Source organism: Pseudomonas sp. P7758 (assembly GCF_013386485.1).
Classification (GTDB): Bacteria; Pseudomonadota; Gammaproteobacteria; order Pseudomonadales; family Pseudomonadaceae; genus Aquipseudomonas.
In genome coordinates this window covers 1-10581 of the sequence record NZ_JACARS010000116.1, presented here as the reverse complement: position 1 = coordinate 10581, position 10581 = coordinate 1, and the positions used below count along the sequence as shown (strand labels likewise).

Here is a 10581-nt window from a genome sequence, read left to right as displayed (position 1 = left end):
GGGGACGTGCCCTGTCTTACCATTTGCGTCTGAATCAGGAACAAGGATCATCAACGCCATGAGCGTATTAGTCGAAACCCGGGCGCTCACGCGGATGGACGAGCGCCGCCAGCTGCAACTGCTGCAGCCCACGAACTTCCAGTTGCACCGCGCCGACCGCATCTCCATCACCGGCTCGTCCGGCTCCGGCAAAAGTGTATTCCTTCGGGCACTCGCCTTGCTCGACGCGCCGACCTCAGGGGATATCCTCTGGAACGGGCAGGTCATCGCCAACGCGCAAGTCCCGCAGTATCGCAGCCGCATCAGCTACCTCTCCCAACGCCCGGCGCTGATCGAAGGCACGGTGGAAGACAACTTGCGTTTCCCCTACAGCCTCAAGGCCTTGCATCACCTGAGTTTCGACCCGCAGGCGGTCAAGGCGCTGCTGGCCCACGCGGGCAAGGAGTCGGGCTTTCTGGCAAAAAATGCCGGGGATTTATCCGGTGGTGAGTCCCAGGTGGTGTCACTGATCCGTACCCTGCAACTCAATCCCGATGTGTTGTTGCTGGACGAACCTACCGCCGCTCTTGACCCGGCCTCGTCCGGGGAGGTCGAGGCGTTGATCAGTGCCTGGGCCGAAGCGGATAGCGCTCACGCCTATATCTGGGTGTCCCACGACCTTGAGCAGGCGCAACGCATGAGCACCACCTATTTGCATATGGACGCCGGCGTGCTGACGGGGGCCGTGCAGCCATGAATTATCACGACCTCACGGCACTGGACATGGCCATCGCCTCCTCGCTGATCCTGATCAACGGTGCGCTGTCGCTGTTGTTGCGGCTGGGGCTGGAGCGTCAGCTGTTCTGGGCGGCTGTGCGCACGGTGGTGCAGTTGTTGGCGATCGGTTACCTGCTGGGCTGGGTCTTTGAATTTGCCTACTGGTATGTGGTGCTGCCGCTGATGTGCCTGATGACTCTGATCGCCGGGCTCTCGGCTGCCGGGCGTGGGAAGCGGACCTATGCGGGGCAGCGGGCCGACAGCATTGTGTCGGTGTGGGGCAGTTCCTGGTTGGTGACGGCTGTTGGCCTGTTCGCGATTATCCGGATTCACCCGTGGTACGAGCCGCAGTATGCGATTCCGATCCTTGGGATGATTCTGGGTAATACGCTTACCGGGGTGTCTCTGGGGATTGAGCGTATGACTCAGGAGCTGACCTCCGGCCGCAATACCATCGAGATGATTCTGGCCCTCGGTGGTTCACGCTGGGAGGCGGCGCAGGATGCGATTCGCCAGGCTGTGCGGGCCGGGATGATTCCGACGTTGAACCAGATGACAGTGGTGGGGATTGTGAGCTTGCCGGGGATGATGACTGGCCAGGTGCTGGCCGGGGAAAGTCCGGTGGACGCGGTACGTTATCAGATTGTGATTATGTTTTTGATCGCTGCGTCGTCGGCGTTGGGCACGGTAGGTGCGGTGTTGCTGACCTACCGTCGACTGTTTTCAGCCAGCCATCGTTTCCTGCGGTTCAGGCTCGAAGAGCGGGTGTAGCGCAGGCGCTATCGGATCCCCAAAATGCACCGCAACCCTGTGGGAGCTGTCGAGATCCGGTTCAATCACCCACACCAAAATCCAGCAACACCTTCATCGCCTGGCTCTTGTCCGCCGCCAGTTCAAACGCCTGCACCGCCTCGCTGAACAGCACGGTGTGGGAGATCACCGGACGCACATCAATCACCTGGCGATTGAGCAAATCCACCGCCTGGGCAAACTCCGAATGGAAGCGGAAGGTGCCCCGCAAGTCGATCTCCCTGCTCACCAGCATATTCAACGGCAGCGAGACCTCGCCACCCAGACCGACCGTCACCAGCACGCTGCGCGGGGCCATGCACTCCAGGCCGTTGCGCAGGGCCTGGGCGCTGCCGGAGACTTCGAACATCACGTCGAAGTAGCCTTTTTCGGCGGTATACCGCTTCAACGCGTCGGCGTCTTCCGCCAGGTTATGAGTACGGCTGGCGCCCATTTTTTCGGCGCAGGCCAAGGGCCCGGCAGCCAGGTCCACCGCAACAATTTCCCCCGCGCCCGCTGCCCGCAGGCTGCCGATCAACAGGTTGCCGATGGGCCCGCACCCGGTGACCAATACCCGTTTGCCGAACACCACCCCGGCACGCTGGATGGCATGCAAACCCACAGACAACGGTTCAGCCATTGCACCCTCGGCAAGGCTCACATGATCGGCCAGCGGGTGCGCCTGGTGCGTTTCGATCACCAGGCTTTGTTGAAACGCACCCTGCACGTGAGGAAAGGGCATCGCGCTGCCGTAGAAACGCATGTTCAGGCAATGGTTCGGCAGCCCTTGATGGCAATAACGGCAACCCCCGCAAGGCCGCGACGGCGAGACCGACAAGCGTTGGCCAATCTTGAACGGCCCGTCTTCACGGCCCACCGCCTCGATCACCGCCGACACTTCGTGGCCGAGCACCATCGGCTCGCGCAACCGCACGGTGCCGAAGCCGCCGTGCTGGTAGTAATGCAGGTCCGAGCCGCAGATCCCGCCTCGGGCAATGCGCACCCGCAGTTGGTCGGGCGTCAGTGCCTGGGGTTTGGTTTGCGGTTCTACCCGCAGGTCTTTCGAGGCATGGCAGACAATCGCGTGCATGAAATTCTCCAGGTTACAGCGAGGCGGTGATGCCACCGTCCACGTACAGGATATGACCGTTGACGAAGCTTGCCGCGTCGCTGGCAAGGAATACCGCAGCGCCCGCCAGTTCGGCGACGTCACCCCAGCGCCGGCTCGGTGTGCGCTGCACCAGCCAGTCGCTGAATTCGGGGTTGGCCACCAGGTTGGCGTTCAGTTCGGTCTTGAAATAGCCGGGGCCGATGCCATTGACCGTCAGCCCGTGGGGGCCCCAGTCGATGGCCATGCCTTTGGTGAGCATTTTCAGCGCGCCTTTGCTGGCGGCATACGGGGCGATGCCCGGGCGCCCCAGTTCGCTTTGCACCGAGCAGATATTGATGATGCGCCCCCGCTTGCGCGGGATCATCGCCCGGGCCACGGCCTGGCCGACCAGAAAGGCGCTGTCCAGGTTGGTGCTCATCAACTCGCGCCAGTGGGTTTCGCTGTAGTCCTCCAGCGGCCCGCGACGTTGCATGCCCGCGTTGTTGACGAGGATGTCCAGCGGGCCCAGGCGCTCTTCGATCTCCGCCATGGCGGCCAACACCGCCGCGCCGTCGGTGACATCGAACGCCTGGGTGTGCACCTCCAGGCCTTCCGCCGCCAGCAACGCGGCACTGTCACGCAAGGTGCTGCGGTTGCGCCCGTTGAGCACTACCCGTGCGCCAGCCTGGGCCAGGCCACGGGCGATGGCCAGGCCGATGCCAGCGCTGGAGCCGGTGATCAAGGCCAGGCGGCCATCGAGGCGGAAACTGTCTAAAACACGCTGCATGGGGCGATCTCCGAAGACTGAGACAGGTGATCAACACTATCAATCCGAGTGCGGGGCGCCGCTCTCATTGTTATACGTCAAACCCTGTCATATCGTGCATCACGGGCCTTACTTCAGCGCAGCCCGGGCCCGGCGTCCAATTTTCATTTGTGATGGGGTGATCAATAACCGTGATAACCGGAGCCAACCTGATGGAACTCAAGCACCTGCGTGCCTTTGTCGTGCTCGCCCAGGAACTGCATTTCGGCCGGGCGGCCGCGCAGCTGTCGATCGTTCAACCGGCGCTGAGCATGCAGATCAAACTGCTCGAAAGCGGCCTGGGCGTGCGCCTGCTCGACCGCAACCGGCACTCGGTCACACTGACGGAAGCCGGGCGGGTGTTTCTGCCGGAAGCCCTCGCCACCCTGCACCAGGCTGCCCGCGCCGCCGATGCCGCCCGGGCTTCGAACCGCGGGGAGATCGGCCGGGTGCGCCTGGGGTTTGTCTCGTCGGTATTGCCGCAATTGCTGCCCGGGTTGATTCGTGCGGTGCACCAGCGCTACCCGCGAATTGAACTGGAGCTCAAGGACATGCCCGGCCCGGATCAGGCGGCTGCGTTGAAAAACGGCCAGCTGGATTTCGGCCTGATGCGTTTGCCGGCGGCCTATCCCGGCGTGCAGACCCTTGAGGTGCTGCAGGAAAGCTTCGTGGTCGCCTTGCCCGGCGAGCATCCGTTGGCAACCCAGGAAACCATTCAGCCGGCGGACTTGCTCAAGGTGCCGGTGTTCATCCTGGCCCGGCGTTATGCACCGGGTTTCTACGATGAATTCGTGCAGGCGATGGGCGTGCCGCTGGAGATCGCCTCCGAACTCGGCGAGTTCACCACCATGCTGGCGCTGGTCTCGGCCGGGCTGGGTGTGGGTGTGTTACCGCTGCAGGCGGCCCGGGCGCTGCCGGCCAATTGCGTGTCCAGGCACCTGGCGTTGGGGGCGTTCCGGGCCAGGACCGGCCTGGCGTGGACCGAGCTCGACAGCCCGGTGAAAACCACCCTGTTCAACCTGATCGACGAGTTGTTTGGTGATTGATTGTTTCATCCGGCGAAATGCTGGATTGTAAAAACTGGCTATTCTGCTGCGTGCCGTAGCGGTGGAACATAAGCGTCATCGACCCGATCACCGGGTCGAGTCCCTGGCACATCGCGGAGCCCGTCATGATCAAACTGTACCGTTACCCCTTGTCTGGCCATTCCCACCGGGTTGAGTTGATGCTGTCGCTGCTGGGCGTGCCCGCTGAGCGGGTGCACGTCGATCTGAAGCAAGGCGCGCACAAAACCCCTGAGTTCCTGGCCACCCTCAACAGCTTCGGCCAGGTGCCGGTGATCGATGATAACGGCGTGGTGCTGGCAGACTCCAACGCGATCCTGGTGTACCTCGCCGGCCAATATGGCACCGCCCAGTGGCTGCCGACCGAGCCTTTGGCCCAGGCCCGTGTGCAGCGTTGGCTCTCGGCTGCGGCAGGACCACTGCACACCGGGCCGGCTGCGGCGCGATTGATCACTGTGTTCGGTGCCGCGCTGGATGCCGAGGCGACCATCAGCCGCTCCCACGCATTCCTCAAAGTGGTAGAGCACCAGTTGGAGCAGAGCCGTTTTCTCACCGGTGACCTGCCGACAATTGCCGATATCGCGCACTACACCTACATCGCCCATGCGCCGGAGGGGAATGTCGCGCTGGACGACTATCCGCAGGTTCGCGCCTGGCTGGGCAGTATCGAGGCGCTGCAGGGGTTTGTGGGTATGCAACGCACCGCTGTGGGCCTGGCGAAGGTTTGAAGATTTTGTGGCGAGGGAGCTTGCTCCCGCTGGACCGGGCTGGCGCGCCAGTGCGCAGCGCTCCCAGGATTTTGGGGCCGCTACGCAGCCCGGCGGGAGCAAGCTCCCTCGCCACCACAGCTGCGAAGCCACTGGGCTGGTGTACTCCATTCGATTAAGGGGACTCATGGACCGTTTCCAGGAAATGCAGATTTTCCTCGCCGTCGCCGAAGAACAGGGCTTTGCCGCGGCGGCCCGGCGCCTGAATATCTCGCCCCCCAGCGTGACCCGCGCGATTGCCGCGATGGAGGCGCGTATTGGCACCCAGTTGCTTTCGCGCACCACCCGCAGCCTGCACCTGAGCGAGGCCGGCCAGCGTTACCTGGACGATTGCCGGCGCATCCTCGCGGAGTTGACTGAGGCCGAAGAAGCGGCAGCAGGCAGCTTCTCGATCCCGTGGGGGCACCTGACGGTCACCGCGCCGGTGTTGTTCGGCGAGTTGTTCGTCGCGCCAATCCTGGGGGAGTACCTGGACCTGTTTGCCCAGGTCAGCATCAACGCCTTGCTGGTGGACCGTGTGGTCAACATGACCGATGAAGGCGTCGATGTGGCCGTGCGCATCGGGCATTTGCAGGAACCCGGCCAGCAGGCGATCAAGGTCGGCGAGGTGCGTCGCGTAGTGTGCGCGGCGCCGGCTTACCTTGAGCGGCACCGGCCACTGCACCCCGGGCAACTGCGTGAGGCGAAGATTGTCACGTCGTCTTCCAGCCAGTTGGTCAGCGAATGGCAGTTCAGGGAAGGCGGCCAGCCGTTGAGCGTGGCCGTTGAGCCGCGCCTGGTAGTCACCGCCAACAACGCGGCGATCAACCTCGCGCGCCTGGGCTGGGGCGTCACACGGGTGTTGTCTTATCAGGTGGCCAGCGATGTGCGTGCAGGCGCACTGGAGATCATCCTGCAAGACTTCGAACCGCCGGCCTTGCCGATCCATGTGGTGTTCCAGAACAACGCCCGGGTACCGGCGAAGGTCAACACGTTCGTGGATTTTCTGGTCAGCCGGCTGGGGCAGGATGCTGCGCTCAACCCATCGATGCAGCGGCCGGCCTGATGGACCGTTATCGCGACATGCAGATCTTCCAGGCGCTGTCCCGGCAGCCGAGCCTGTCCGCGGCTGCCCGTTGCCTGGGCATCTCGGGGCCCACTGTGATCCGCGCGATTGACCGGCTGGAGACGCGCTTGCGGGTGCCATTGGTACAGCGCAGCACCCGGGGCATTCGCCTCACCGAAGCCGGGGCGACGTTCATGGCCGACTGTTCGCGGATCCTTGACGGCGTGAGCGCCGCCGAAGCATCTGCCCAGGGTGCGCACGCGCAGGCCGAGGGAAACCTGCGGGTGTTTTTTCCGTTGCTGTTCAGCCGTTATGTGATGGCGCCGCTGTTGGCCGGCTACCTGGAGCGCTATCCCGGAGTCCGCCTGTTTGCCCATTACCACGATCATTATCCGAACCTGAATGAAGACGGCCTGGACGTGGCAGTCCTGGTGGGGGAACTGCCCGGTTCATCCCTGATTGCCCGGCCCGTGGGCCATGTGCGCAACATCGTCTGCGCCAGCCCCGGCTATCTGCAAAGCCATGGCGAACCGATGCAACCGGAGGCGCTCAAGGAGCATCGGCTGGTCGCCAGCCAGGCGTATTCGAATTGGGTGCAGTGGGATTTCCAGGGCGCCAGCATCAAGGCCCGGGCGCGTCTCGGTTGCACCACGGTGCAGGGCGCGATCAATGCGGCGGTGCAGGGCGCAGGGTTGATCCGGTGCTTGAGCTACCCGGTGCACGAGCACCTGGCGAGCGGGCAACTGTGTCGAGTATTGCAGGCCCATGAACCGCCGCCGCTGCCGGTGCATGTGGTCTACCGCGAAGGGCGCAACGCTTCGATGCGGGTGCGCAGTTTTGTCGATTTCAGCGTGGCGGCATTGCGTGAACATCCGGCGTTTCATTCACCGAGGGCTTGATCATGAATCACCAGGACGCGTCCCCCGTTTCGCCATGGCATGCCGGCGAGCGGCAGTTGCAGCAAAGTGCCGGCGTGGCCGAGCGCATGGAGGTGATCGGCGCGAAGGTGATACGGGATCACTTGCCGGAGCAGCATCGGGCTTTTTATGAGTTGTTGCCCTATCTGGTCGTGGGGGCCGTGGATGAGCAGGGGCTGCCCTGGGCCACGCTGCTGGAGGGCACGCCGGGGTTTGCGTATTCGCCGGACCCCTACAGCTTGCGTATCGACAGCCTGCCTGCGGAGAGTGACCCCGCCGGGAGCGGGCTGAAACAAGGCGCGTCGGTCGGGCTGTTGGGCATTGACCTGAATACGCGGCGGCGTAATCGCATGAATGGGGTTATTGGGGCTGCCGGCGTCGACGGATTTACCGTGGCGGTGGTGCACACGTTTGGAAATTGCCCGAAGTACATCCAGTTGCGTGCGGTGGATCCGGGGGCCCGGGGGCAGCGCGCTGCGGGAGGTATTGTGCGGCGCGCGAACTCGCTCGATGACGCTGACCGGGCGCTGATTCGCAGCGCTGATACGTTTTTCGTCGCCAGCTATGTGGACCTGGAAGGAGATGCGGCCAAGCGTTCGGTGGACGTTTCACACCGAGGCGGCAACAGTGGGTTTGTGCGGTTGGAGGGAGAGGTGCTGACGATTCCCGATTTTACCGGCAACTCGTTTTTCAACACCTTGGGCAATGTGCAGGTCAACCCGGTTGCGGGCTTGCTGTTTGTGGATTTTGCTACGGGTGATGTGTTGCAGGTGGCCGGGCGGGCCGAGGTGATTCTTGAAGGAGATGAAGTGGCCACGTTCGAGGGGGCTGAGCGGTTGTGGAAGGTGACCGTGGAACACGTGGTCCGAAGGGATGCGGCGCTGGCGCTGCGTTGGCAGTTCGAGGGGTTTTCTCCCTACAGCCTGGCGTTGGGGCCTTGGAAAGCCTGAGTGGGGGGCTGCACCCCTCGCGCAGTTGAGCTTTAACTCAGCCGCACGAGGGGGAGTGTATAGGCGGGCCTAGCGAGGCCGGCCGATAGGTCTGTCGAGTTTGTCACATCGGATGGGTACGCAGGCCGTGCCAGGCCCAGCGCCTGCTTCTGGTTTTCCAGGCCGGTGCCACGCCTCTTTCCAGCCATTACTGCATTCAGCATGTCTGCTCCTTGACTCGATTGCATTGATTCATGGCGATAATTTATTCCGCGAGGATCTCGCGATAACGTTTCTGGTAATCGTCGTAAGACGTGCTTTCCTGCATCAACTGCTCAAGCTTTTTCTTCTTGTAGGCTGCTTTGTCGAGTGCGGGTGGTGCATTGGAACTGGCCGCTGTTGGTGTGCTTGCCCGGTATACCGGATTGGGAAAGAGTTGATCGGTCAGCTCGATGATTTTGTTCTGCGCATCGATAAACTTGTCGAGGCGACCACCGCCCCACGACGCGTCGTATTCCGCCTGGCCGACCTGACGGCCCTGTTCATACACACGGATATCGGCGTAGTACATGTACAGCGCCATGTCCCATGCCCACTTGCCAATGTAGGTCGTCGACAGCGTGCATACGGAGGGTGGACTGCCGGCTGCCACCTCGCGTGTCTGGAAACCTTTGCTCCTCAGCTGTGCCGTGTAGGTGGTATTGAATCCGGCACGCAGGCCTTCGGCAGGAATCAGGCAAATTTCCGGTGGCTGATCGTTGGACAGGGTGGCCGGGGCGACGGTTTGCTTGATGCTGCAACCCGTGATGGTGAGGGTCATAGCGATCAGTATCGGAGCGAGCGGTATGCGCATAGCGGCCTCCATGTCATCAATAGTGGCTGGATGATAGCACTGCTTTCCCTCCTTATCTCGTAAGGACTATTCGTGCCTCTGCGGCAAATCTGAATTGCGCTGTACCCTGTGTTTGGTGCGGCCTGCGGGCGCAATACTGCAGCGGTTTTTGCCTGCCCAATAAAGGGCTGTCCCGAGGTTTCCCAATGAATGCACCAAGCCGCCTTGCGCTGCTGATCACCGCCACGGCTGCCCTCAGCGCCTGTGGTGATTCCTCCAAACTGCCGTTTCAGGCCGGTGTGGGGCCAAGCCCGCAACTGCCCGAACCCACTGCATCACTGATCCCGACACTCAAGGTTTCCAAGGCTGTCGGCTGGCCCGGTAATGCCCAGCCAACGGCGCCCGATGGGTTCACGGTAACGGCGTTGGCCGCGGACCTTGACCATCCGCGCTGGGTGTACACCTTGCCCAATGGCGACGTGCTGGTAGCCGAGAGTAACCATCCGCCCATGCCTGAAGGTGCCACGGACGGCGGCACGGGTTTGCTCGCCTGGGCGCGTCGTACCGCGATGGGGTTTGTGATGGGGCGGGTCGGTGCCGATACGCCGAGCGCCGACCGGATCACGCTGCTGCGGGACGCCGACGGTGATGGGCGTGCCGAGGTGAAGAGTGAGTTTCTCGGTGGGCTGACGTCGCCGTTTGGCATGGCGTTGGTGGGGGATGAGTTGTATATCGGCAATGCCGATGCGGTGGTCAAGGTGCCTTATGTTCGGGGCCAGACTCACATCGATGCCGTGCCGGTGAAGGTCACTGATCTGCCGGCCGGGATCAATCATCACTGGACCAAAAACGTCCTGGCCAATCCTGAGGGTACCAAGCTTTATGTGACCGTCGGGTCCAACAGCAATGTGGGTGAGAATGGGCTTGACGCCGAGGAAGGGCGTGCTGCGATCTGGGAGTTGGATCTTGCCAGTGGGCAGAAGCGTCTGTTCGCCAGTGGGTTGCGCAATCCCAATGGGCTGGCGTGGAAACCCGGCTCTACGCAGTTGTGGACGGTGGTCAACGAGCGCGACGAGATCGGCAGCGATCTGGTGCCGGATTACCTGACGTCGGTGCGGGACGGCGCGTTCTACGGTTGGCCGTGGAGTTATTACGGGGCTCACGTTGACAGCCGGGTGCAGCCGCCGCGTCCGGACAAGGTCGCCCAGGCGATTGCACCGGACTATGCGCTGGGGACTCACGTTGCGCCGTTGGGCCTGACGTTTTCCGATGCGCGGGGGATGCCAGCGGTGTTTGCCGATGGGGTATTTGTGGGGGAGCATGGGTCCTGGAACCGTAATCCGCAGGCGGGGTACAAGGTGGTGTTTATTCCGTTCCGGGACGGAAAGCCGTCGGGTGTGCCTGTTGATTTCCTGACTGGGTTTTTAAATGGTGATGGAGAGGCTCAGGGGCGTCCGGTGGGTGTAGCGTTGGACGGCCAGGGCGCGTTGCTGGTGGCGGATGATGTGGGGAACAAGGTATGGCGGGTGGCACGGGTAAGGCCTTAGGGTTTTGCTCTTACAGCGGCTCACGGTCCACTGTAGGAGC

General features: G+C 62.7%; 11 protein-coding genes. 8 read left to right on the top strand and 3 right to left on the bottom strand.

The genetic code is table 11. From position 1 onward, the window contains the following. The first annotated feature begins 58 nt into the window (after positions 1–58). Positions 59–736 (top strand): ATP-binding cassette domain-containing protein, encoded by a 678-nt coding sequence (locus HX873_RS23545; RefSeq protein ID WP_177123286.1) that lies wholly within the window; start codon positions 59–61, stop codon positions 734–736. Next, positions 733–1527, top strand: coding sequence for an iron export ABC transporter permease subunit FetB (gene fetB / locus HX873_RS23540; protein ID WP_177070331.1), 795 nt, complete (start codon positions 733–735; stop codon positions 1525–1527). Before HX873_RS23545 ends, fetB begins: the two co-directional genes overlap by 4 nt. A 61-nt stretch (positions 1528–1588) precedes the next feature. Here fetB and HX873_RS23535 read toward each other — a convergent pair whose 3' ends face one another. Continuing rightward, complete coding sequence (locus tag HX873_RS23535; protein WP_177123285.1) at positions 1589–2635, bottom strand: L-idonate 5-dehydrogenase; 1047 nt, start codon at positions 2633–2635, stop codon at positions 1589–1591. Between the two features lie 13 nt (positions 2636–2648). Further along, a complete protein-coding gene (locus HX873_RS23530; protein ID WP_177123284.1) occupies positions 2649–3422 on the bottom strand; it encodes a glucose 1-dehydrogenase in 774 nt (257 codons plus the stop codon). 191 nt (positions 3423–3613) lie between these two features. Between HX873_RS23530 and HX873_RS23525 the strand changes: the two genes are divergently transcribed. From HX873_RS23525 to HX873_RS23505, 5 genes are all read left to right on the top strand, one after another. Then, positions 3614–4486, top strand: coding sequence for a LysR family transcriptional regulator (locus HX873_RS23525; protein ID WP_177123283.1), 873 nt, complete (start codon positions 3614–3616; stop codon positions 4484–4486). A 125-nt stretch (positions 4487–4611) separates the two neighbouring features. Then, complete coding sequence (locus HX873_RS23520; RefSeq protein WP_087692541.1) at positions 4612–5232, top strand: glutathione S-transferase family protein; 621 nt, start codon at positions 4612–4614, stop codon at positions 5230–5232. A gap of 166 nt (positions 5233–5398) precedes the next feature. Then, entirely contained in the window at positions 5399–6316 is a 918-nt protein-coding gene (locus HX873_RS23515) for a LysR family transcriptional regulator (RefSeq protein WP_003208270.1), read from the top strand. Beyond that, positions 6316–7215 (top strand): LysR family transcriptional regulator, encoded by a 900-nt coding sequence (locus HX873_RS23510; RefSeq protein ID WP_177067916.1) that lies wholly within the window; start codon positions 6316–6318, stop codon positions 7213–7215. The genes HX873_RS23515 and HX873_RS23510 overlap by 1 nt, the downstream gene beginning before the upstream one ends. A 2-nt stretch (positions 7216–7217) precedes the next feature. Next, positions 7218–8183: a pyridoxamine 5'-phosphate oxidase family protein gene (locus tag HX873_RS23505; protein WP_102605959.1), complete on the top strand. Its 966-nt coding sequence runs from the start codon at positions 7218–7220 to the stop codon at positions 8181–8183. A gap of 244 nt (positions 8184–8427) precedes the next feature. On the opposite strand, the gene HX873_RS23500 is transcribed toward HX873_RS23505, so the two are convergent. Then, the gene (locus tag HX873_RS23500; RefSeq protein ID WP_177123282.1) at positions 8428–9015 is read right to left on the bottom strand and encodes an Sbal_3080 family lipoprotein; all 588 of its coding nucleotides are present in this window, start codon (positions 9013–9015) and stop codon (positions 8428–8430) included. Between the two features lie 185 nt (positions 9016–9200). Here HX873_RS23500 and HX873_RS23495 point away from each other — a divergent pair, with 185 nt between their 5' ends. Beyond that, the gene (locus HX873_RS23495; RefSeq protein WP_087692536.1) at positions 9201–10541 is read left to right on the top strand and encodes a sorbosone dehydrogenase family protein; all 1341 of its coding nucleotides are present in this window, start codon (positions 9201–9203) and stop codon (positions 10539–10541) included. The last annotated feature ends 40 nt before the right edge of the window (positions 10542–10581 follow it).

Coding starts and splice junctions, on each gene's coding strand:
- fetB (WP_177070331.1), top strand. CDS start 733: ATGAATTATCACGACCTCACGGCACTGGACATGGCCATCGCCTCCTCG.
- HX873_RS23505 (WP_102605959.1), top strand. CDS start 7,218: ATGAATCACCAGGACGCGTCCCCCGTTTCGCCATGGCATGCCGGCGAG.
- HX873_RS23525 (WP_177123283.1), top strand. CDS start 3,614: ATGGAACTCAAGCACCTGCGTGCCTTTGTCGTGCTCGCCCAGGAACTG.
- HX873_RS23520 (WP_087692541.1), top strand. CDS start 4,612: ATGATCAAACTGTACCGTTACCCCTTGTCTGGCCATTCCCACCGGGTT.
- HX873_RS23535 (WP_177123285.1), bottom strand. CDS start 2,635: ATGCACGCGATTGTCTGCCATGCCTCGAAAGACCTGCGGGTAGAACCG.
- HX873_RS23500 (WP_177123282.1), bottom strand. CDS start 9,015: ATGCGCATACCGCTCGCTCCGATACTGATCGCTATGACCCTCACCATC.
- HX873_RS23510 (WP_177067916.1), top strand. CDS start 6,316: ATGGACCGTTATCGCGACATGCAGATCTTCCAGGCGCTGTCCCGGCAG.
- HX873_RS23515 (WP_003208270.1), top strand. CDS start 5,399: ATGGACCGTTTCCAGGAAATGCAGATTTTCCTCGCCGTCGCCGAAGAA.
- HX873_RS23545 (WP_177123286.1), top strand. CDS start 59: ATGAGCGTATTAGTCGAAACCCGGGCGCTCACGCGGATGGACGAGCGC.
- HX873_RS23495 (WP_087692536.1), top strand. CDS start 9,201: ATGAATGCACCAAGCCGCCTTGCGCTGCTGATCACCGCCACGGCTGCC.
- HX873_RS23530 (WP_177123284.1), bottom strand. CDS start 3,422: ATGCAGCGTGTTTTAGACAGTTTCCGCCTCGATGGCCGCCTGGCCTTG.